The organism is Nostoc sp. UIC 10890, assembly GCF_054786515.1.
In genome coordinates this window covers 4,608,395-4,629,610 of sequence record NZ_JBSGKF010000001.1, presented here as the reverse complement: position 1 = coordinate 4,629,610, position 21,216 = coordinate 4,608,395, and the positions used below count along the sequence as shown (strand labels likewise).

General features: G+C 41.6%; 23 protein-coding genes and 1 pseudogene. 12 read left to right on the top strand and 12 right to left on the bottom strand.

Annotated elements, in window-relative coordinates; translation table 11 throughout:
• Window positions 1-48: 48 nt before the first annotated feature.
• From ACWATR_RS19215 to sufB, 8 genes are all read right to left on the bottom strand, one after another.
• Window positions 49-792, bottom strand: a complete 744-nt coding sequence (locus ACWATR_RS19215) for a hypothetical protein (protein ID WP_460335734.1) — start codon at window positions 790-792, stop codon at window positions 49-51.
• A gap of 240 nt (window positions 793-1,032) precedes the next feature.
• Window positions 1,033-1,674 carry a Uma2 family endonuclease gene (locus tag ACWATR_RS19210; protein WP_460335731.1) on the bottom strand — a complete coding sequence of 214 codons (642 nt, stop codon included), beginning with the start codon at window positions 1,672-1,674 and terminating at the stop codon, window positions 1,033-1,035.
• Window positions 1,675-1,725: 51 nt separating this feature from the next.
• Window positions 1,726-2,358 (bottom strand): Uma2 family endonuclease, encoded by a 633-nt coding sequence (locus ACWATR_RS19205; RefSeq protein ID WP_460335728.1) that lies wholly within the window; start codon window positions 2,356-2,358, stop codon window positions 1,726-1,728.
• A 1-nt stretch (window position 2,359) separates the two neighbouring features.
• Entirely contained in the window at window positions 2,360-2,566 is a 207-nt protein-coding gene (locus ACWATR_RS19200; RefSeq protein ID WP_460335725.1) for a hypothetical protein, read from the bottom strand.
• Between the two features lie 59 nt (window positions 2,567-2,625).
• Window positions 2,626-3,888, bottom strand: coding sequence for a cysteine desulfurase (locus tag ACWATR_RS19195; protein ID WP_460335722.1), 1,263 nt, complete (start codon window positions 3,886-3,888; stop codon window positions 2,626-2,628).
• A gap of 32 nt (window positions 3,889-3,920) precedes the next feature.
• Window positions 3,921-5,288, bottom strand: a complete 1,368-nt coding sequence (sufD, locus tag ACWATR_RS19190; protein WP_460335719.1) for a Fe-S cluster assembly protein SufD — start codon at window positions 5,286-5,288, stop codon at window positions 3,921-3,923.
• Window positions 5,288-6,079: a Fe-S cluster assembly ATPase SufC gene (gene sufC / locus ACWATR_RS19185; protein ID WP_460335716.1), complete on the bottom strand. Its 792-nt coding sequence runs from the start codon at window positions 6,077-6,079 to the stop codon at window positions 5,288-5,290. The genes sufD and sufC overlap by 1 nt, the downstream gene beginning before the upstream one ends.
• A 112-nt stretch (window positions 6,080-6,191) precedes the next feature.
• Complete coding sequence (sufB, locus tag ACWATR_RS19180) at window positions 6,192-7,631, bottom strand: Fe-S cluster assembly protein SufB (protein ID WP_460335713.1); 1,440 nt, start codon at window positions 7,629-7,631, stop codon at window positions 6,192-6,194.
• Window positions 7,632-7,869: 238 nt separating this feature from the next.
• Here sufB and sufR point away from each other — a divergent pair, with 238 nt between their 5' ends.
• From sufR to ACWATR_RS19165, 3 genes are all read left to right on the top strand, one after another.
• Window positions 7,870-8,553, top strand: coding sequence for an iron-sulfur cluster biosynthesis transcriptional regulator SufR (gene sufR / locus ACWATR_RS19175; RefSeq protein WP_460335710.1), 684 nt, complete (start codon window positions 7,870-7,872; stop codon window positions 8,551-8,553).
• 67 nt (window positions 8,554-8,620) lie between these two features.
• Window positions 8,621-8,881 carry a hypothetical protein gene (locus tag ACWATR_RS19170; protein ID WP_460335707.1) on the top strand — a complete coding sequence of 87 codons (261 nt, stop codon included), beginning with the start codon at window positions 8,621-8,623 and terminating at the stop codon, window positions 8,879-8,881.
• A gap of 461 nt (window positions 8,882-9,342) precedes the next feature.
• Window positions 9,343-9,801: a YbhB/YbcL family Raf kinase inhibitor-like protein gene (locus ACWATR_RS19165; RefSeq protein WP_460335704.1), complete on the top strand. Its 459-nt coding sequence runs from the start codon at window positions 9,343-9,345 to the stop codon at window positions 9,799-9,801.
• Between the two features lie 75 nt (window positions 9,802-9,876).
• Here the strand turns inward: ACWATR_RS19165 and ACWATR_RS19160 are convergent, their stop codons facing one another.
• Together ACWATR_RS19160 and ACWATR_RS19155 are read right to left on the bottom strand one after the other, a co-directional pair.
• Entirely contained in the window at window positions 9,877-10,512 is a 636-nt protein-coding gene (locus ACWATR_RS19160; protein WP_069072824.1) for a hypothetical protein, read from the bottom strand.
• A 351-nt stretch (window positions 10,513-10,863) separates the two neighbouring features.
• Complete coding sequence (locus tag ACWATR_RS19155) at window positions 10,864-11,202, bottom strand: YbjQ family protein (protein WP_069072825.1); 339 nt, start codon at window positions 11,200-11,202, stop codon at window positions 10,864-10,866.
• A gap of 775 nt (window positions 11,203-11,977) precedes the next feature.
• Between ACWATR_RS19155 and ACWATR_RS19150 the strand changes: the two genes are divergently transcribed.
• Window positions 11,978-12,658, top strand: coding sequence for a tetratricopeptide repeat protein (locus ACWATR_RS19150; RefSeq protein ID WP_460335700.1), 681 nt, complete (start codon window positions 11,978-11,980; stop codon window positions 12,656-12,658).
• A gap of 204 nt (window positions 12,659-12,862) precedes the next feature.
• Here the strand turns inward: ACWATR_RS19150 and ACWATR_RS19145 are convergent, their stop codons facing one another.
• Together ACWATR_RS19145 and ACWATR_RS19140 are read right to left on the bottom strand one after the other, a co-directional pair.
• On the bottom strand, window positions 12,863-13,765 hold the full coding sequence (locus tag ACWATR_RS19145) for an ABC transporter ATP-binding protein (protein WP_460335697.1): 903 nt from the start codon (window positions 13,763-13,765) through the stop codon (window positions 12,863-12,865).
• A 149-nt stretch (window positions 13,766-13,914) separates the two neighbouring features.
• Window positions 13,915-15,243 (bottom strand): hemolysin family protein, encoded by a 1,329-nt coding sequence (locus tag ACWATR_RS19140; RefSeq protein ID WP_460335694.1) that lies wholly within the window; start codon window positions 15,241-15,243, stop codon window positions 13,915-13,917.
• Window positions 15,244-15,483: 240 nt separating this feature from the next.
• Between ACWATR_RS19140 and mfd the strand changes: the two genes are divergently transcribed.
• From mfd to ACWATR_RS19100, 8 genes and pseudogenes are all read left to right on the top strand, one after another.
• Window positions 15,484-19,095 carry a transcription-repair coupling factor gene (mfd, locus tag ACWATR_RS19135; RefSeq protein ID WP_460335691.1) on the top strand — a complete coding sequence of 1,204 codons (3,612 nt, stop codon included), beginning with the start codon at window positions 15,484-15,486 and terminating at the stop codon, window positions 19,093-19,095.
• Window positions 19,096-19,215: 120 nt separating this feature from the next.
• Window positions 19,216-19,428: a hypothetical protein gene (locus ACWATR_RS19130; RefSeq protein ID WP_460335688.1), complete on the top strand. Its 213-nt coding sequence runs from the start codon at window positions 19,216-19,218 to the stop codon at window positions 19,426-19,428.
• The gene (locus ACWATR_RS19125; RefSeq protein WP_460335685.1) at window positions 19,425-19,688 is read left to right on the top strand and encodes a type II toxin-antitoxin system RelE family toxin; all 264 of its coding nucleotides are present in this window, start codon (window positions 19,425-19,427) and stop codon (window positions 19,686-19,688) included. The genes ACWATR_RS19130 and ACWATR_RS19125 overlap by 4 nt, the downstream gene beginning before the upstream one ends.
• An 83-nt stretch (window positions 19,689-19,771) precedes the next feature.
• Window positions 19,772-20,035, top strand: coding sequence for a hypothetical protein (locus tag ACWATR_RS19120; protein ID WP_420760099.1), 264 nt, complete (start codon window positions 19,772-19,774; stop codon window positions 20,033-20,035).
• Window positions 20,019-20,357 (top strand): type II toxin-antitoxin system RelE/ParE family toxin, encoded by a 339-nt coding sequence (locus ACWATR_RS19115; RefSeq protein WP_460335682.1) that lies wholly within the window; start codon window positions 20,019-20,021, stop codon window positions 20,355-20,357. The genes ACWATR_RS19120 and ACWATR_RS19115 overlap by 17 nt, the downstream gene beginning before the upstream one ends.
• 44 nt (window positions 20,358-20,401) lie before the next feature.
• Window positions 20,402-20,659: pseudogene (locus ACWATR_RS19110) on the top strand (TRCF domain-containing protein); the annotation flags it as partial.
• 35 nt (window positions 20,660-20,694) lie between these two features.
• Complete coding sequence (locus ACWATR_RS19105; protein ID WP_460335679.1) at window positions 20,695-20,919, top strand: DUF433 domain-containing protein; 225 nt, start codon at window positions 20,695-20,697, stop codon at window positions 20,917-20,919.
• A complete protein-coding gene (locus ACWATR_RS19100; protein WP_460335676.1) occupies window positions 20,916-21,158 on the top strand; it encodes a DUF5615 family PIN-like protein in 243 nt (80 codons plus the stop codon). Before ACWATR_RS19105 ends, ACWATR_RS19100 begins: the two co-directional genes overlap by 4 nt.
• Window positions 21,159-21,216 lie beyond the last annotated feature (58 nt).

Genomic DNA, 21,216 nt, shown 5'->3' with positions numbered 1-21,216 from the left:
CGATAGCTTATTGAGAGGTTACTCAAGATCAATAAACTAAATTCACTATTAACTTGACCGTACAGCAATATCATTTTGGATAGCCTGTTCATCATAAATAGTTACTTTACCAGACCTTAATTTTCCAAAATGCCATCTACCAACATCTAAAACAAACTTTTTAGCAGTTATATTATCTGGATTTTTTTCTAATATTTCTAGCGCCTTGGTATAAGCTATTTGACTTAAATTATTACCTGCCAATATTATTTTATTTATTCCTTGTATAAATATTGTATGTACCCGCGGATCTGTAGGATATTTGTCTAAATATTTAAGAATTGGCTCAAAAATCACAATTGTTAAAATTGGCGAATTATTAATGCATTGTGCAAATCTCTCATTTGCTGAAGGATCATCAGAGTTTCTTTCTAGATGTTGGATTAATAATTTAAACCCAGGTTCACTTATCTGATTTGATCTCTCCACAATACTCATAAAACGCTCATGTGCCAATGTGTCTGTGGGATACTTATCTAAATGCTTGATAAGTAATCCTAAGATATTTTCACTTGGTGAATATACAAGCTTACTTTCTTTAAATTTATCTAACTTCGCATCTATCTTTTTCAATTTAAATAAAAATTCTGTATGCTGTGAGGCAATTCTGGGATTATTGTATAGATTTTCAAGAATTGGTTTTAAGTGTTCATTTTCTATTGTATTAATTTCTTTGCCTTGTGTAACTTGTACTGCAAATGTATATATAATTACAACAAATATACACCCAAAAAATATAAATATTATTTCCATAGTTAGTTTTGACTAAAAATTTAATAAAAGTTAAATAGCGTAAGTAGATATTTGTAAACACTATTTCTAGCAATTACAATTTTAATCAATAACTAAATTTTAAAATCAGTAAATTCTAGGAATTAATATCCAATTGACAAAAAAAGCTAAATTTATTCAGTAAAAATACTGTTATATTTTTAAATTTAGAGTTTCCATAATAAGTTTTCATAATAACTGTAAGATAGTAGGATTTGAGCATTAAATATCTATTTTTCTTTTATTCCTTACCCAAGCGCGAAATGATTTAAGCAAAGCAATTTCTCCCATACTTTTACTTTGCTCAATAAATCTACTTATCTCACTTACTGATACTATAGGGAAGGCAATACTAAAGTTACACTCTACATATTGCCCCTCTATCAACTGATAAAATTTTAAATCCTGCCCATCATATCTCCAAAGTTCAGTTACACCCAACGCTGAATAAATCCCAAACTTGTTAACTGAACTACTGGTAATGTCAATCTCAATTGCTAAGTCAGGCGGCGGATCTGTTTCTAAATCTAAAGTTTGCCTACCCCTAATAGCTAGTTCATTCTGGATATAGTAGCAAGTATCTGGTTCTATTCCCCGCTTTGATATTTTCCGCTTCAATGTTGTAGAACCAGCACTTCTCACTTCAATCCCTAATTCTTCAGCTAAAGCAATAATAAAATTACCAAAATTACTTTTGGGGTTTTCGTGTTCAAAAAGTGGAGTCATGATTTCTAAAACACCGCAATCATAAGCAAACCGAGAACCTCTATCTTCACCTGTATCTCTCAACAAGGCTTCAAAGGTTTCCCAGCTAATGTTATGTAGCACTGTTCTTTGTTCACCAACCGTTGACTTGACAAGCATATTAAAATAATTCGTAATTCGTAATTCGTAATTCGTAATTAATTCATAATTTTAAGCTATCTTTCCCTGCACCCAAGCATGGAAGGATTGAACCAAATCAATTTCATCCATAGTTTTACTTTTCTGGATAAATCTATTCATTTCACTAACAGAAATTAGAGGGAAAGCAATACTCGACTTAATTTCAATATATTCGCTTTCTACTAATTGATAAAATTTTAAAATTTCACCGTTATATCTCCACAATTCTCCGACACCTAAAGCTGCATAAATATTAAATTTATTAACAGAGCTGCTAGTAATATCAATTTCAACTGCTAAATCTGGTGCTGGATCTGTTGTTAAATCTAATTCTTGTTTACCTCTAATTAGTGGCTCATTTTGAATATAATAGCAACTATCGGGTTCTATTCCCTTTGCTATTGGTTTACGTTTTAATGTTGTAGAACCAGCACTTCTAATTTTAGTTTTTAATTCCACTGCTAAAGCGAATATCAATCGGTCAAACTGAATTTTAGGATTTTCGTGTTCAAAAAGTGGAGTCATGATTTCTAAAACACCGCAGTCATAAGCAAACCTAGAGCCTCTATCCTCACCTGTATCTCTCAGTAAGGCTTCAAAAGTTTCCCAGCTAACGTTGTCTAAGACTGTTCTTTGTTCTGCAAGGGTTAACTTAACAAGCATATTACAATCCTTTTTCCATCAGGATGTTAGATAAAATCCTAATGATTTTACCTATGTCATTAATATAATACTCGCCCAAATCAATTTCAAGCACTTGCCCAATCAGCTTGAGAAACTTACAGTTAGTTTTAGTGATGACAATACCATAATTTTTTTGAATGTTATCGCCCTTGCGTTCATTAAAGTCCAGATAATTAAATTGTGCCAACTATTAGCAAGATATGTTGCTGATATTTGGCACAATTAGTATCTAAATATTTTGTAACTTTAAGCAAGAAAACCTGCAAAAAAGTCGAGAGTTTCTTTCAGTACTTTGATGAAAGTATCAATTTCTTCGCGGGTGTTGTAGAAAGATAGACTTGCTCGTGCGGTTGCAGGAAGACCTAAGTAACGGTGTAATGGTTGTGTGCAGTGGTGTCCAGAACGGATAGCAACGCCTTCTTGATCTAATAATGTAGATAAATCATTAGCGTGGACTTCTCCGGCGGTGAATGACGCAAGAGCGGCTCTCCCTTCACCTTTAGCATTTGGTTTGGGGCCGTAAATTCTAATTTGGGGAATTTGCTCTAATTGTTGGAACAAATAAGCTGTTAATTCTGCTTCGTAGGCGTGGATTTTATCCATGCCGATATTGCTAAGATAATCTATTGCAGCACCAAGTGCGATCGCTTCCCCAATTGCAGGTGTACCAGCTTCAAATTTATGCGGTAATTCTGCGTAGGTGGAATGGTCTAAATACACCTCTGCAATCATCTCACCACCACCGAAAAATGGTGGCATTGATTCTAACAATTCCAACTTGCCATACAGAAATCCTATCCCAGTTGGCGCACACATTTTATGACCAGATGCTACCAACCAGTCACAATCTATCTGCTGCACATCAATGGGGTAGTGAGGAACACTTTGGCAAGCATCAACTAAGAATTTAGCACCATATTTGTGAGCGATCGCAGCAATTTCTGCTACTGGGTTAATGCAACCCAACGTATTGGAAATATGCACCACCGACACCAATTTTGTTTTGTCAGAAATCAGCTTTTTAAACTGTTCTAAATCAAAAGTTTCTTCTGGTGTTAATTCTACAAATTTCAGGACTGCACCCGTTTTTTGTGCCACCAATTGCCAAGGCACAATATTACTGTGGTGTTCCATTACCGAGAGAATAATTTCATCTCCCGGCTGCAAATTATTCATTCCCCAACTGTAGGCTACTAGGTTAATCGCCTCAGTTGCGTTGCGGGTGTAGACGATTTCCTGACGCGATGCAGCATTGATGAATTTGGCAACTTTATCTCTAGCACCTTCATAAGCATCGGTAGCTTTAGCACTCAGGGTATGGGCACCGCGATGCACATTAGCATTATATTGCTCGTAATAATCCCGTAGGGTATTTAATACGGACAAAGGCTTTTGCGATGTCGCAGCATTATCAAGATAAACCAAGGGTTTCTCATTGACTTCCTGATGCAATATCGGGAAGTCAGTGCGAACTTTATCAGCAAGGGTTTTGGTAGAGGTGAAAGTCATTGGTAGATTAGTTATTTGTCATTTGTCATTCGTCATTCGTCATTCGTCAGAGATTTAAGATTATTGACTGTGTTTAATAGGATTTCTCGGAGAGATGGAACTGGTATTTTGTTGATGACTTCAGCAGCGAAGGCGTTAATTAACAATTTCCGAGCATCGTTTTCATCAATTCCTCGACTTTGCAGATAGAATATTTCATCATCTTCCAATTGGCTAACGGTAGCACCGTGAGCGCATTTGACATTATCGGCTGTAATTTCTAATTGGGGTTTGGTATCAACTCTGGCTTTCGATGATAGCAGCAAATTGCGATTCAACTGGGCTGCATTTGTCAACTGCGCTGGTTTGGGGACAAAAACCTTACCATTGAAGACTGCGTGAGCGCGATCGCCTACAATACATTTATGCAATTGCTCACTTGTACCGTGGGGATAGTTGAGTGCGATCGCACTGTGAGTATCAGCCAACTGTTTACCAGAGATTATCGTCAAACCATTGAGAGTAGTTTGTGTCTGCTCACCAGTTTGCAAAATCTCCAAATTGTGCCGAGACAGCTTTGCACCTAAAGTTATGGCATGACTTGTATATCGACTATCACGAGCCTGTGCGATCGCAGTCTTGCCAATATGAAAAGCCTCTGCACCTTCCCACTCAACTCTAGTGTGGCTCACTTGGGCATTGTCAGCAATCCAAATTTCCGTAACTGCATTGGTGAAATATACTCCCTCTTTCTCTGCACCTTTGCGGTTCGTATACTCTTCAATCAAACTCACCTGCGAACCACTTTCCGCCACCACCAAACAACGCGGCTGCGAAATCGTCGCCGTCTCCCCCGCAACCGAAATAAACACCAAATGAATTGGCGTTTCAACTACCACATTCTTCTTCACCCACACCACAGCTGCATCAGTTATCCCAGCCGTATTGAGAGCAGTAAAAACTTCCTGCGCTCCTTCAGCTTGAGCTAAATATTGCTGTACACCTTCCTGCTCAACCGCAGATAAGCCAGCCAAATTACTCACCACAATTCCAGATGGTAAATCTGTAACTGCTGATAACTCTGGCGCATAAACGCCGTTGACAAATACCAAACGACTATTAGCCGCTTCTGGCAAAATATCAAATTGCAAAGACGCATGATTTACCGTCTCTACGTTAAATTGCACCTTTCGCAGAGACGAAAAATCAGTAAATCGCCATTCTTCCTCGCGGGTAGTCGGAATAATCGAGTGACGTACCCAATTAGCAGCACTTTGGCGTAATTCCTGCAACCAACCTTCTGTTTTATTTGCCGTTACTTGATTTAACAACCCAGCCAGATAATCATCTCTATCTAACATCGATGTCAAACTGACTGCATTTGAATTAGGTATTGGACTAGGAGATACTTGAATACTCATTACACACCCACCCCAGCAGCTGCAAATTCTTCCAGCACCCAGTCATAACCGCGAGACTCTAATTCCAACGCCAGTTCTTTACCGCCACTGGTGATAATCTGCCCTTGTGCCATCACATGCACAAAATCAGGCACAATATAATCGAGTAACCGCTGGTAGTGAGTAATCAAAATTGTGGCATTTTCTGGACTTGCCAATTGATTTACCCCATTCGCCACAATTCGGAGCGCGTCAATATCCAAACCCGAATCTGTTTCATCCAAAATTCCCAACTTTGGTTCTAGCAGCGCCATTTGCAGGATTTCATTCCGCTTTTTCTCACCACCAGAAAACCCTTCATTCAAACTGCGACTGAGAAAACTAGGATTCATCTTCACCACATCCAGCTTTTCTTCAATCAAATCGTCAAAATCAAAGGCGTCTATTTCCTCTAAACCTTGCGCCTTGCGACGAGAATTGTACGCCACCCGCAAGAAATCCAAATTGCTCACACCCGGAATTTCTAAGGGATACTGAAACGCCAAAAATACACCACTTCTAGCGCGTTCTTCGGGTTCCAATTCCAGGAGATTTTGTCCCTGAAAAATTACCTCACCGCCAGTTACCTCATACGCCGGATGTCCAGCCAACACCTTAGAAAAGGTACTCTTACCAGAACCATTCGGCCCCATAATCGCATGGATTTCACCCGATCGCACATCCAGATTCACACCTTTAAGAATCGGTGTCCCATCAACATTAGCCGTCAGATTCTTTACTGACAGCACAATTTCACTATTTTCAATAATCATGTTTTCTCTCTTCTTTTTGAGTTCGTAGTCAGCACTTTAGTGCTGGAGAAAAGCGTTAAAGTGCTGACTACAAGCGTTAATTTTTTCGGTTCCTAGCAACTGACTACAAGCACTATCCAACACTGCCTTCCAACTTCAAACTCAACAACTTATCAGCTTCCACTGCAAACTCCATCGGTAGCTGATTGAAAACATCCTTGCAGAAGCCGCTAATCATCATCGAAATCGCATCTTCTGAAGAAATACCTCGTTGAGCGAAATAAAATAACTGATCTTCCCCAATCTTGGAAGTAGAAGCTTCATGCTCCACCTTTGCAGTGTTGTTTTGCACCTGGATGTAGGGGAAAGTATTCGCGTGAGCATTATCCCCAATCAGCATTGAGTCACACTGGGAATAATTTCTCGCCCCTTTCGCCGTCGGATTGACTTTCACCAAACCCCGATAGCTATTACTAGAATTACCTGCGGAGATTCCTTTAGAAATAATTGTGCTGCGGGTATTCTTGCCTACATGAATCATCTTGCTGCCGGTATCGGCTTGCTGCTGATGATTTGTCAGCGCTACCGAGTAAAACTCACCCACAGAGTTATCACCCACCAACACACAACTGGGATATTTCCAAGTAATTGCCGAACCTGTTTCTACTTGAGTCCAGGAAATCTTGGAATTTACGCCCTGACATAAACCGCGCTTGGTGACAAAGTTGTAAATACCGCCTTTACCGTTAGCATCGCCAGCGTACCAGTTTTGGACGGTGGAATATTTAATTTCGGCGTTGTCGAGGGCGACGAGTTCCACAACAGCGGCGTGCAGCTGGTTGCTGTCGTACATTGGTGCGGTGCAACCTTCGAGGTAAGAAACATAACTACCTTCTTCGGCGACAATCAAAGTCCGCTCAAATTGTCCCGTGTCACCAGAGTTGATGCGGAAGTAGGTAGACAGTTCCATTGGGCATTTCACGCCTTTAGGAATGTAGACAAAGGAACCATCGCTAAATACGGCGGCGTTCAAGGCGGCAAAATAATTGTCAGCGATGGGAACAACGCTACCTAGATATTTTTTAATTAATTCTGGGTGTTCTTGTAACGCTTCGGAAAACGAGCAGAAAATAACACCGTCTTCCGCTAGTTTTTCTTTAAATGTAGTGGCGACAGAGACGCTATCGAAAATTGCATCAACGGCGACGTTTGCCAGTCGCTTCTGTTCAGATAGGGAAATGCCTAATTTCTCGAAGGTTTCTAAAAGGGTTGGATCAACTTCATCCAAGCTGTTTAGTTTTTCTTTCTTGCGTTTTGGCGCTGAGTAGTAAATGATATCCTGATAATTAATTGGCGGATACTTGACATTTGGCCAAGTTGGTTCCGTCATTTTTTGCCACTGGCGATAAGCTCTGAGGCGAAAGTCCAGCATGAACTGCGGCTCGTTCTTTTTAGAGGAGATCAAGCGAACAACGTCCTCGTCTAGTCCACGCGGAATAGTGTCGGCTTCAATGTCGGTGACAAAGCCGTACTTGTAGGGTTGGTTGACTAAGGTTTTGACAGTGGCACTCATCAGTAATAATCTCTCGTGTTCGGAACTCTTTTAGGATGGGAGACGGGCTGTGGCTAACCGATTCCCATCTCCCGTTACGGAATGGTTACACGCCTGCTAGAATAGTGGTGGAGAGTAAAACAACAGCCTTGTTGTTTAATGTATCTTCATTTTACGCTAAATTAACAACAACAATGTTGTCAAAGTCAAATTTTCAAAGAAATTTTTGGGGCGTTCGCTGAACGTCTCGCACCCGAAGATGGCGACTACCCACCAGTCCTCAACCAAGCAAGATATCCTAGAGTATCTGCACAAACACGAAAAAGCAACGGCTTTGGAGCTAGCTGAAGTTTTAGACGTTACCCCACAAGCGATTCGTCGCCATCTCAAAGATTTGGAGACGGAGGAGCTAGTTTTGTATGCGACATCAATGCAGGCGGCGGGGATGGGGCGTCCGCAGCACATTTATGAACTGAGTCGTCAAGGACGCGATCGCTTGCACCGCACAATGAGCGATCGCTTTGGTGATGGCCACGGCAATTTTGCGGTTTCGCTGCTAGACACCTTAGCCGAAACGGTGGGACACGACCAATTTAAATCGATTTTAGAGAAACAGTGGCAGCGCAAAGCTCAAGAATACCGCGATCGCTTGGGTAATGGTTCACTGCGGGAACGAGTAGCTAACTTAGTAGAGTTCAGAAAAGCCGAAGGCTTCATGGCAGAGTATCACTCTGTTGATGTGAATGACTCCTTCGAGTGCGATCGCTTTATCTTAATGGAGCATAACTGTGCCATTTCTAACGTTGCCGAGTCTTTCCCCAGCATTTGTGGTCACGAGTTAGAAATGTTTGCTGCTGTGTTACCAGATTGTACTGTAGAACGTACCCACTGGATTATTGATGGTGAACATCGTTGTGGGTATTTGGTACAAGTTCGTCATTAGTGATTTGTCCTTTGTCGTTTGTCCTTTTTTTAATAACTAATGCCCAACTAAATTTGAGATAGCATTTATGGATATACCACCACAGCAACCATCAGCACAATTTTTAACCCTGGAAGAGTCAGCAAAAGTTGACGCGGCTTTGTTATCTTCGCCAGAAAAATTTTTAACAAGATTGACAATTTCATCACTTAAGCTTTTGAAGCATATCGCCCAAGAATACGGTGTTGCTATTGAAGATTTGACAACGCAACAAGTAATTGCTTGGTTTGAAAAAGATGGCAAAATTCGCCGTGAAGAGGGAATTGAGGGTTCATATCTGAAATGGTAATTTGTGATAGTAAAGTTTGTATTTCATTGAATTTAAAAAAATAGCCATGTAAAATATCCCGCTTCTAACCAACGGAAATGTCTTTTAGAAGCGGGATATTAACAGATAAGATATGTTCCAAATCGATATAGAAAACCGATATCAGTTTTCGATTTAATCAATTCATTGACTTTTCAAATTTAGCTATCAAATCTTCTATATTCATGGCTCTTTAGAAAGAAACATTAAAGGCTAATGCTTAACTTTGGATATACAACTAAAGTTACTATTTGCTATATAAAAAAGGAGGAATTAATGAATAATGGAGAATGAATATATGAATTAAAGCCCGCGTAGTAGTACTTTGCTTGCTAGTTTTGGGAGTTTTTAGTAAGGACTAAATTACTTACTAAAAACTGGCTCATCCAGCAATTTCAACTTGACAGACTAGTAGTGGTAAATCCAAAAAAGAGGTGAAAACCATGAAATTGAAAAGCACTGCCTTTGACGCGAATGATTTAATTCCTGCTAAATACACCTGTGACGGTGAAGATATTTCCCCACCCATCCTCTGGGATGAAATTCCCATAGGAACAGAAAGCATAGTATTAATTGTTGATGACCCTGATGCACCTGAACAGACATTTGTTCATTGGGTTGTTTACGACATTCCAGCTACAGTTCGCCAATTACCAGAACATATAGCGACTGTAAAAACTCTAGCCAATGGCGGAGTCCAGGGAAAAAATGATTTTGGCAAGTTTGGTTACGGTGGGCCATGTCCACCCAGTGGCATTCATCGCTACTTTTTCAAACTTTATGCCATAGATAAAAAGTTGGGTTTATCAGCAGGGGCTAACAAAAACCAACTTTTAGCAGCAATTGATAATCATATTTTGGCAACGGCAGAATTAATTGGACGCTACAAACGCCAGGCTTAAATAATCAACAAAAAGCACCTTTTTTCAAGGTGCTTTAATTTAAAATAAATAACATTTGATTTTTCAAACAATTCTTTAAGCAGTGTAATTGTTAGTCCGGGGGCTGCGAGCACCAGCTACGGCTCCCATCATTGCAGCTACTAAACCCAATAACGAACCAAACACAAACCACCATAATCCCGAACGCACATTTGCTGCAATCTCACGAGCTTGTTGAGCAGTTACGTTTGTTTGCGGAATATTGGGGGCAGCACCTTGCTGTTGTACCTGGTTTATCACTTCCCCGGCGTTGGAAGCCGCAACACCAAAAGCACCCGATACTCCACTTGCAAATAGCCATGAGCTAACTGCCAAAGTTGTTGCCCAAAGAATTGCGCCGTTAAGAAGCGCTGTATTGCGATTCATTGGCCCACAAGCACGGGCTGTAACCCAACCACCAACAAATAGGGAAATTAATAAAGCGATCGTTGACCAAAGCCCCGCACTACCTGCAACGTTAGGGGCAATTGATCTGGGTGCACCTGAACCTTCCACTGTACCAGCTGCGATCGCACCAATTATAGAACTCAAAATTAGTTGTGTAGCTAAAGAAACCAACAAACCAGCAATAATTGGCCCCCAGCGAACACGGTCATGATATTCGGCTACTCGACCTGCTACCACAGTGTCAGTAGGAATAACGTCATTGCCTGTTCGATTTACGTATGACATAGTTTATGTTCTCCAGTGCTTTTTCAGCAAAGTTCCTGCTCAGGTATATTCATCTTTATGCTTAAGATTAAATAACTAAATCACCTGCTTTTATCTCTATCAATAGAAAGAGTTAATACCTCTATCTTTAGTGATAAAAAACAGACTTTTGTTTAACAAGTTTTAATAAAATTTAGTATTTTTTAATGTCTGAAATAATGATTTAGAAATTATCAATATGAGAATTTTTAAATTAGGATTAAATTATTAACTTTTACAAGAAACTAGCTTTAATTGTCTATGCAATTAGACTTAATACAAAACTGAATTGCCAATTAGTAAATCCGGGAGCGTCATTACGAATTTTACAAATTACGAATTATTTGAACGCATCCTCACAGCTGTGCCTGTGGCAGTAATCAGCAAAAGAACTCCTGACTGGTCAAGATTGATTGTGCCAGTATCAATTTCAATCCCGATCACAGCATTAGCTCCTAAACGTTGTGCTCGTTGTTCTAATTCTTCTAATGCCTTGCGTTGACCCTGCTCAAATAGACGCTCATAGCTAGCAGTGCGTCCACCGATAATATCTCGAATACCAGCCAAAAAGTCCCGCAAGAAATTGCTGCCGTAGACTACTTCTGCTGTCACAATGCCTAAATACGACTCAATCATGGCTCCTTGAATTACATCAGTGGTAGTTATAATCATAAATTAGCCTCCTAGATAGAATATAAGTTGATATTTATTATCAAAGTGTTTATCCAAATACTTTAGCGATTGTAACTTCGATTACAGAAGATAAGTGTGAGAGAATGTTTTTCACACAATTTCAGATCGCGTTTGCATCTGTAATATTTTCCTCAACAGAAACTAGGACATAATGGAACATTTGACTGATTAAGTTTATCTTACCGTGTAATGACAAAAAAAGGATGTTAACGCCTGGATCATTACTTCTCAAAGAGTAGTATCAAAGACTAAAAAGATGAGCCAAGTTTGATACAGAGTCAGCAAATTCTTAAACTCAATAAAAAACAGGAATGAATCTCAAAGCCTGTAAGCTTGGCAAATCAATATCTAGAATTAAGTCAGATGGCTGTTGGGATTTCTAGGAAACACGTATAACTACTGACGAAAAACAGTGTCATTTCGCGTTTGTACTGATTTATATGTAGGGTAACTTCATCTGAAACTTGATATCTTATACCAATTCTCTATGAAGATGCATAGAATATTAAACGAACCGCCAAGTATGCCAAGAGCGCCAAGAATAGAGAGTTACTCATTTAGTGCAGCTTCACATTAAATTGGTATTACACTTTATCCTTCAGTAAAAACTCTGTTATGTAGTGCTGATTGTAAAGGAAAGAGTGGATGAAATATTGACATCTTAATTAATACGAAGAAATACAGTTTTCAAAAGTCCATATTTTTGTTTTAATGTACAAGAAAAAAAGTCCTCTAAAATTTCAGGAAATTTACTGTGTACAAGCCAACATCATTCGTGTTTAGTGTGGTGTTACTAGGATGTTTTACCTTCACCATACCTTCAGTAGCTCAGGCTGAGGTATTAGTGGCGCAAGCCAAAAACCCAGAGTTAAAGCAACTACTAGAAGAAGGACGGAGGTTAGTAGATGGTGGTGATTATGGTGGTGCGATCGCGGTTTATCAGCAAGCAGCTAGGCTAGATCCCAAAAATGCGAAAATCCATTCAGGTATTGGCTACTTATACGCTCAACAGGGAAATTACCAGGCAGCATTAACAGCTTATCGTCGTGCGATCGCCATCAACCCTAACAATAGTGATTTTTTCTACGCTGTGGGTTACATCAAAGCCAATTTGGGCGACACGCCTGGGGCAAAGGAAGGCTACCGTCGTGCTATACAACTGAACCGTAACAACGTTAACGCCTATTTAGGATTGGCTGTAACGCAATCGCGCATGGGAGACTACACTGCTGCTACCTGGGCTTATGAGCAAGCAATCAACTTGGATAAAAACAACGCCCAGACTTATGAATTGATGGGTTCAATGTATAAACAGCGACGACAAGCCAAACAAGCAAACAGCTTGCTTCAGAAAGCCCGTGACTTGTACAAGCGACGCAATGACTCAGATGGCGTAGAAAGGGTAGAAACCATGCTGCGACAGTTAGGAGGATGAGGTTAAAACAATTCGCAATTCGCAATTCGCAATGGGCTAACGCCCCGCTCCGCTAACGCAATTACGTTTTGCGGTAGCGAGTCCGCGTACTCTTTCAGAGAAGCAAGCTACGCTTTTAGCGTCTCGTAGAGAGCGTCCGGGGATTTAGACCCCGACCCAAAACGGTCTGCCTGTCTTGTTGGGGACTTAAACCCCCAAAGTTCGTTAATCTAACTGGCGTCCCGTTAATTCCACAAAAATATCTTCCAGGTTAGAGGGACGCACCATCATTCCGGTTTTATCGGGCTGTTCATTCAAGTAGATATTTGCTGCTTCCAAGGATGGGAAAAACAGATATTCCCAACTACGAGCGCCATCACTTCCCACATCAGACACACCTAATTGTTTCATCACCAAACCTTCACCGTGAGCAGAACGCAGTTGTTGTAAAGTTCCCAAAGAAATCAGCTTACCGCTATCCATAATACCGATGCGTCCTGGTTTGGTAGAGCCGAAAGCATCGCACAAATATTCGACCTCATCCATATAATGAGTCGTCAGTAGCATCGTCATCCCTTGTTTATTCAAATCCCGAATAATTTCCCAGAGGCGTCGCCTGGTTTGGGGGTCTAGTCCTACCGTTGGTTCATCCAAAAACAAAATTTGTGGTTGATGTAATAAAGCTCTCGCAATCTGCAACCGTCGTTTCATACCCCCAGACAGGGTTTTTACCAAATCATCGCGTTTTTCTGTTAGCTCAACATACTCTAGCCATTGATTAATCAATTTTTGTCGCTGCGGGTTACTAATGTGATGTAGTCTTCCGTGCAGTTCCATATTTTCCCAGACGGTTAAATCATTATCCACACTGACTTGTTGCAAGACTACGCCAATACTCTGTTTTGCCAACATTCCTTGGCTCATCACATCATATCCACCTACTTCTATCCGTCCTTGGGACGGTTTCGTGAGTGTAGTCAACATCCGAATTGTGGTTGATTTACCCGCACCATTCGGGCCAAGTAGAGCAAATATCTCTCCCGCTTCAATTTTGAATGACAGGTCATTGACTACAGGTACATTGTTGTAAAACTTGTAGACGTTTTCTAAAAAGACAGCAGCAGTCACGTCGCTTCGCTCCGAATTCAAAATTCAAAATTCAAAATTAACAATCCCTATAAATCAATGTAGGGACTTGTATCCGTTTAAGTAAAAGTTGCACACAGCATGACTTGATAATCGTCAAACGCCCAATGCCCAATGCCCCAAGCCAATCGCTAGTCAGATTTTCTCGTATCCGCTGATTTACTTGCCTTTGGTACGACTAGCACTTTATCAACGCGGTTACCATCCATATCCATCACTTCAATTCGCATCCCCTGCCATTCAAAATGATCTGCGGCGGCAGGAATACGTCCTAAATGGGTGATGACAAAACCGCCTAGTGTTTGATAACTGCCGCGTTCGTCAGATTCCCACTCTTCCATACCGAAAAGTTCCAAAAACTCCTCTACAGGTAACATCCCATCCAAAAGCCAGGAACCATCTTCACGTTGTACAGCTTGTGGTTGATCCTGTCCATCTGTTGAAGGAACATCACCCACGATTTCGCTCATGATGTCGTTAAGAGTGACTAATCCTTGAATCACGCCGTATTCATCCACTACCAACGCCATATGAGTAATGGTTTGCTTGAACAATTCCAAAACTTTCAAGCCACGGGTGCTTTCTGGCACAAATACGGGCTGGCGCAATCCGATAGTTAAGTCGAGTGGTTCTCCTCGGAAACTCCTAGCTAATAAATCGGTGACAGGGATAACACCAAGCACATTGTCAAGTCCCCCCTGACAAACTGGATAACGAGAATAGGCACTATCAACCATTTTTTGGCGATTTTCTTCGGCAGAGTCGTCTAAGTCGAGCCAAACAATATCGGGACGGGGTGTCATTAAGTAGCTGACAGGGCGATCGCCTAAACGAAAGACTCGCTCCACCATATCCTGTTCAGCTTCCTCAAAAGTTCCTGCCTCAGTGCCTTGCTCAATTAAGATTTTAATTTCTTCTTCGGTGACTTGCGGCTCCGTAGAAGCTGTAATTCCCAGCAATCGCAGGATCAAATCTGTAGAAGCACTTAAGAGATAAACCATTGGAGAAGCGATCGCCGATAAGGCACGCATTGGAATAGCTACAATCGATGCAATCCTTTCTGGGTTATTTAACGCCAGACGCTTCGGTACCAATTCGCCAATAATGAGTGATAAATAGGTAATAATCAAAACCACTATTCCGAAAGATAGCGGTTCACTATAAGGTGCTAACAAGGGTATAAGTCGCACATAGACTGCCAGTCGGTTGGCAATTGTTGCTCCTCCAAAAGCACCAGTCAGGATACCGATCAGAGAAATACCCACTTGAACAGTTGACAGGAAATGATTTGGAGACTCTGCTAGTTTCAATGCTGCCTTTGCCTTGACATCTCCTTGATTAGCAAGCTGCTGTAGCCTAACTTTCCGTGCCGAGACGATCGCCATCTCAGACATAGAAAACACGCCATTGGCAATAATTAGCACCAAAATGATTAAAATTTCAAAAGTGATGGAGGACATGTTTAAAATTGCCGCTTATCAGAGCGAACGTAGCTCAATCCCTAGTATCTAGTATTAAAGGTGTTTTGATAAATGCTTTGACTGTACACAAAGTAATAGTTATAGTTCTTAAGTTTATTAGTCGCTGTAGATTATTCTTCCACCGAAGGAATAAGAAGGCTGTTAACACTTTTAAAATAGTTGACATAAACTGCCTCAAGACTTGCTGATCCACAAAGACTCCCATCGCTAGTAGTACTTATGTCATTTTCTTCTATTGTGCGTGCCTTAGGCCGATCGTCGCTCACTACTGAATTTATTTCTAAGCTGAATCGACAACAAGAATTGCGGTTAAATGGCATTCCCCGACTGCCCAAATCTCTGGTGGCTTCGGCATTAGCACAGGCTCAGGGCAAGGATTTGTTCGTAGTTTGCGCCACTCTGGAAGAAGCTGGACGCGTTTACGCACAACTGGAGGCAATGGGATGGCAAACAGTACATTTTTACCCCACCTCCGAGGCTTCTCCCTACGAACCTTTTGACCCGGAAACTGAGATGAGTTGGGGGCAAATGCAGGTATTGGCGGATTTACTCAAAATTCAAGAGTCATTAGTCATTAGTCATTTGTCATTAGAAACAAACCAAGAACAAATGACAAAGGACAAGGGACAAAGGACAAATTTAGCAATTGTGGCTACTCAAGGGGCGCTGCAACCTCATTTGCCACCACCAGAAGCTTTTGAGCAATTCTGTCTTACCCTGAAAAAAGGGATGGAATTAGACTTGAATGCCTTCAGTGAGAAAATAACTATTTTGGGGTACGAAAGAGTTCCTTTGGTGGAAATGGAAGGGCAATGGAGTCGGCGGGGCGATATTGTTGATGTGTTCCCGGTTTCTTCTGAGTTTCCAGTCCGGTTGGAATGGTTTGGTGATGAAATTGAGCAAATACGGGAATTTGACCCCGCAACCCAACGTTCCGCCCTCGACAAAGTTGACCAGTTAATTCTTACCCCCACTAGCTTTACTCCCATCGTCATGGCTGCACTGAAAAATAGTGCTGAGTTTGGAGTGCTGAGTGCTGAGTCAGAATTTAACTCAGCACCCAGCACTCAGCACTCATCGCTGATTGAGGGTAGCCGTCGCTTTTTGGGGTTAGTGTTCGAGCAACCAGCATCTCTGCTAAACTACTTAGCAGAAAATACCCTGATTGCCATTGATGAGCCAGAGCAGTGTCATGCTCATAGCGATCGCTGGGTAGAAAATGCCCAAGAACAATGGGGAGTAGGGAATAGGGAATGGGGAATGGGGAACTCGGGGCCCCCTCTGGGGATTAGGGGCAATGGGGAAGAATCTACGTCTACTCCCGTAACATTGCCGAAAATCCACCGTTCGTTTGATGATTGTTTGGCTGATGTTGCCAAGTTTAAAACATTATATTTATCGGAACTTTCAGAAGAAAATAGTGGGATAAATCTTGCTAGCCGTCCTGTTCCAGCCACGCCACACCAGTTTGCTAAACTAGCTGAAACCATCCGCCAAGAACGCGATCGCAATTTTTCTATCTGGCTGCTTTCTGCTCAACCTTCGCGTTCCGTCTCACTGTTACAAGAACATGATTGTCCGGCTCAGTTTATCCCGAATCCCCGCGACTACCAAGCGATTGATAAGCTGCAAATCAACCATATTCCCATAGCCCTAAAATATTCTGGGCTTGCAGAATTAGAAGGTTTTATCCTGCCTACGTACCGTTTAGTAATCGTTACAGATCGGGAATTTTTTGGGCAGCATTCCTTGGCGACTCCCGGCTATATCCGCAAGCGCCACAAAGCTACTTCTAAGCAAGTTGATCCCAATAAGCTGCGTCCAGGCGATTATGTAGTTCACAGAAATCATGGTGTTGGCAAATTTGTCAAGCTGGAAAGTTTGGCGATTAATAACGAAACCCGTGATTATTTGGTGGTGCAGTATGCTGATGGGTTACTCAGAGTTGCAGCCGATCAAGTAGGTGCTTTATCCCGGTTCCGCGCCGCAGGTGATAAAGCACCGGAACTGAATCGGATGACTGGTAAAGCTTGGGAAAATACCAAGAATAAAGTCCGCAAAGCCATTAAGAAACTGGCGGTGGACTTGTTGAAACTGTATGCAGCGCGATCGCAACAACAAGGTTTTAGCTTTCCAGGTGATATGCCTTGGCAAGAGGAACTGGAAGATTCTTTCCCCTACCAACCCACAACGGATCAACTCAAAGCTGTCCAAGATGTAAAAAGAGACATGGAAAGCGATCGCCCAATGGATCGCTTAGTTTGTGGCGATGTCGGTTTTGGGAAGACAGAAGTGGCGATTCGTGCTGTTTTTAAAGCAATTACCGCCGGTAAACAAGTGGCACTCCTTGCGCCGACGACTATTTTAACCCAGCAGCACTACCACACACTTAAAGAACGTTTTGCACCCTACCCTGTGAATGTCGGTTTACTCAACCGTTTTCGCTCCGCTGAAGAACGCCGTGATATTCAAAAGCGATTGGCAACTGGTGAATTAGATGTAGTGGTTGGTACACACCAAATTTTAGGTAAAGGTGTGACATTCCGCGATTTAGGACTATTGGTAGTAGATGAAGAACAGCGGTTTGGGGTGAACCAGAAAGAGAAAATTAAAAGCCTGAAAACTCAAGTGGACGTGCTTACCCTCTCAGCCACTCCCATTCCCCGGACTTTGTATATGTCCTTGTCGGGAATTCGGGAAATGAGTTTGATTACCACGCCACCCCCAACCAGACGCCCGATTAAAACCCATCTGTCACCGATTAATTCCGAAAGTATCCGCACTGCGATTCGTCAAGAATTAGACAGAGGTGGACAGGTATTTTATGTAGTTCCACGAGTAGATGGAATTGAAGAGACAACAGCAAATTTACGAGAAGTGATACCGGGAGCTAGATTTGCGATCGCTCACGGTCAAATGGATGAAAGTGAGTTAGAGTCAACCATGCTCACTTTCAGCAATGGCGACGCAGACATCCTTGTTTGTACGACAATTATTGAATCTGGCTTGGATATTCCGCGAGTCAACACTATTTTGATTGAAGATGCTCACCGCTTTGGGTTATCACAGTTGTATCAGTTACGCGGTCGTGTGGGACGTGCAGGTATCCAAGCTCACGCTTGGTTATTTTATCCGAAACAGCGGACGTTATCTGATGCGGCACGGCAACGATTACGAGCAATTCAGGAATTTACTCAGTTAGGTTCTGGATATCAGCTAGCGATGCGCGATATGGAAATTAGAGGCGTGGGTAACTTGCTAGGTGCAGAACAATCTGGTCAAATGGACGCCATCGGCTTTGATTTGTATATGGAAATGCTAGAAGAAGCAATTCGGGAAATCCGCGGACAAGAAATTCCGAAAGTGGAGGATACCCAGATTGACCTCAACCTGACAGCATTTATTCCCGCAGATTACATTACCGATTTGGATCAAAAAATGAGTGCTTACCGGGCGGTAGCTACAGCCAAATCTAAATCAGAATTAAAGCTAATTGCAGCCGAGTGGAGCGATCGCTATGGTACTTTACCTGTCCCTGCAAATCAACTTTTGCGAGTCATGGAACTCAAACAGCTAGCGAAAAAACTCGGATTTAGCCGAATAAAACCGGAACAAAAGCAGCACGTTGTTTTAGAAACACCAATGGAAGAACCCGCTTGGAATTTGTTGGCGGCGAATTTACCAGACAATCTCAAGACGCGTTTTGTATATTCTCCTGGGAAAGTGACGGTGCGTGGGTTAGGAGTTTTTAAAGCAGATCAACAATTGCAGAATTTGATTGATGCTTTCGGGAGAATGCAGGGTGCGATTCCAGAGGCGCCTGTTCTTTGATCAGTAGAAAAAGATTAGTCATCAAGTGAAAACATATCTCAAACTGACTGAGAAGTATTTTAGAGTAAAATAAGGTGTTCAAAGCATAGACAATGACGATCAGTTGAAAAGAGTGGAAACATGGAAACTACAACTAAAAGGCAAGCATTAATCAAGGCTATTAATGAACAATTAGAACTGGCTTATGACGATACATTGCAAGAGATTTTATCACTGTTGAAAATCCGTAAACAGGAAGACGAGTCCGACGAAAGAGAATTTGAAGAGGGATTAAAAGATATAGCAGAAAATGGTACTTTAACTTGGTCAGAACATCAGCAAAAAACTGCATGATCTACCGAGTAGAGATTTCCAAAAATGCATCTAAGCAACTCAAAAAGCTACCCATAGATATTCAAGAAAGGCTAGAGAGCAAAATTCAACAATTAGCTCTTGATCCTCGCCCTGATGGTGTCGGCAAATTAAAAAATGGTGAAAATCGTTATCGCATCAGGGTAGGAGATTATCGGATTTTGTATCAGATTTATGATGATGTCCTAGTCGTAACTGTTGTCAGAGTAGGGCATCGTAGAGAAGTTTATAAAGATGCTTGACACTTGAGTAGGCAAGAATTTCAGACCTAGCCCTTTGAGTATAGTTAGTATAATTAAAGGAAATACCAACCCAAATTCAATTCATGATAAAAACTATCGAAGGCATTTATCAGGATGGACAAATTCACCTCACCCAGCTACCACAAGATATTAGCGATCGCTCTCAAGTTCTTGTTACCTTTCTAGATCCTGGCAAAATTGACCCTACCAAATTACGCCAACTGATTGATCAGTTGGAGACAATTGCTGGAATTGGACAAGGTTTCGAGGAACTCAACGCTGGTCAAACTCGCCCCATTGGGGATTTTTTCCAAGAAATGCAGCAAAAGTATGGCATTTCAGGTTGAGATTACCCCAATCGCGGAAACTCAGATTGAGCAAACTTATCGCTGGTATCGAGAGCGGAATCCTGAATTTGCTGATCGTTGGTTTCGAGGATTGATGAATGCTATTGCTACCTTACAAGAGAAGCCCCAACGTTGTGCTTTAGCAGTCGAACATGAAATTTTTCCAGAAGAAGTACGTCAACTCCTTTATGGGAAAGCCAAAAACTTATACCGAATACTTTTTACGATTCGAGGTACTACAGTTAATGTGTTGTATGTGCGCCACAGTGGCCAAGCACCACTGACAGCAGATGACCTAGAGGAGTTAGAAGGCGGAGTTTAGCATTTCAAGGCGTAGCCTCTCGTAGAGAAGTCCGTCGCAAACATCGCTATGGTACTTTACCTGTCCCTGCAAATCAACTTTTGCGAGTCATGGAACTCAAACAGCTAGCGAAAAAACTTGGATTTAGCCGAATAAAACCAGAAAACAAGCAGCACGTTGTTTTAGAAACACCGATGGAAGAACCCGCTGGTAAAGTGACAGTGCGCGGGTTAGGAGTTTTTAAAGCAGATCAACAATTGCAGAATTTGATTGATGCTTTCGAGAGAATGCAAGGTGCGATTCCAGAGGCGGCTGTTGTTTGATCAGTAGAAAAAGATTAGTCATCAAGTGAAAACCTATGTCAGACTTACTTAGAAGAATTACAGTTAATCCCAAACAATGTGGTGGTCGCCCATGCATTCGGGGCATGAGAATTCGGGTATCAGATGTACTGGACTTGTTTGCTGCTGGACTTAGTGCAGAACAAATTTTAGAAGAAATGCCTGATCTTGAAGCCGACGATCTCAAAGCAGCACTACTATATGCTTCGCGGAAGCTTAATCATCCAGTGTTAGTAGCATGACAATCTGGGTAGATGCACATTTATCCCCTGCGATCGCAACTTGGATCAGCAATACTTTTGGTATAACAGCTTTAGCTTTACGTGATGTTGGTCTGAGAGATGCTGAAGACCTTGAGATTTTTGAGGCAGCAAAAGCTCAAGGAGTTATCTTGATAACCAAGGATAGCGACTTTGTTGACTTGGTTGAGCGTTTGGGAACACCACCGCAGATTATCTGGTTAACTTGCGAAAACACATAATCTGCTCGGTTGCAAGAAATTTTGAATGTCACTTTGCTACAAGCACTAGAACTTTTAC

Coding starts and splice junctions, on each gene's coding strand:
- ACWATR_RS19120 (WP_420760099.1), top strand. CDS start 19,772: ATGATAAAAACTATCGAAGGCATTTATCAGGATGGACAAATTCACCTC.
- sufR (WP_460335710.1), top strand. CDS start 7,870: ATGGCGACTACCCACCAGTCCTCAACCAAGCAAGATATCCTAGAGTAT.
- mfd (WP_460335691.1), top strand. CDS start 15,484: ATGTCATTTTCTTCTATTGTGCGTGCCTTAGGCCGATCGTCGCTCACT.
- ACWATR_RS19170 (WP_460335707.1), top strand. CDS start 8,621: ATGGATATACCACCACAGCAACCATCAGCACAATTTTTAACCCTGGAA.
- ACWATR_RS19215 (WP_460335734.1), bottom strand. CDS start 792: ATGGAAATAATATTTATATTTTTTGGGTGTATATTTGTTGTAATTATA.
- ACWATR_RS19125 (WP_460335685.1), top strand. CDS start 19,425: ATGATCTACCGAGTAGAGATTTCCAAAAATGCATCTAAGCAACTCAAA.
- ACWATR_RS19100 (WP_460335676.1), top strand. CDS start 20,916: ATGACAATCTGGGTAGATGCACATTTATCCCCTGCGATCGCAACTTGG.
- ACWATR_RS19195 (WP_460335722.1), bottom strand. CDS start 3,888: ATGACTTTCACCTCTACCAAAACCCTTGCTGATAAAGTTCGCACTGAC.
- ACWATR_RS19155 (WP_069072825.1), bottom strand. CDS start 11,202: ATGATTATAACTACCACTGATGTAATTCAAGGAGCCATGATTGAGTCG.
- ACWATR_RS19205 (WP_460335728.1), bottom strand. CDS start 2,358: ATGCTTGTTAAGTTAACCCTTGCAGAACAAAGAACAGTCTTAGACAAC.
- sufD (WP_460335719.1), bottom strand. CDS start 5,288: ATGAGTATTCAAGTATCTCCTAGTCCAATACCTAATTCAAATGCAGTC.
- sufB (WP_460335713.1), bottom strand. CDS start 7,631: ATGAGTGCCACTGTCAAAACCTTAGTCAACCAACCCTACAAGTACGGC.
- sufC (WP_460335716.1), bottom strand. CDS start 6,079: ATGATTATTGAAAATAGTGAAATTGTGCTGTCAGTAAAGAATCTGACG.
- ACWATR_RS19105 (WP_460335679.1), top strand. CDS start 20,695: ATGTCAGACTTACTTAGAAGAATTACAGTTAATCCCAAACAATGTGGT.
- ACWATR_RS19165 (WP_460335704.1), top strand. CDS start 9,343: ATGAAATTGAAAAGCACTGCCTTTGACGCGAATGATTTAATTCCTGCT.
- ACWATR_RS19210 (WP_460335731.1), bottom strand. CDS start 1,674: ATGCTTGTCAAGTCAACGGTTGGTGAACAAAGAACAGTGCTACATAAC.
- ACWATR_RS19115 (WP_460335682.1), top strand. CDS start 20,019: ATGGCATTTCAGGTTGAGATTACCCCAATCGCGGAAACTCAGATTGAG.
- ACWATR_RS19130 (WP_460335688.1), top strand. CDS start 19,216: ATGGAAACTACAACTAAAAGGCAAGCATTAATCAAGGCTATTAATGAA.
- ACWATR_RS19140 (WP_460335694.1), bottom strand. CDS start 15,243: ATGTCCTCCATCACTTTTGAAATTTTAATCATTTTGGTGCTAATTATT.
- ACWATR_RS19160 (WP_069072824.1), bottom strand. CDS start 10,512: ATGTCATACGTAAATCGAACAGGCAATGACGTTATTCCTACTGACACT.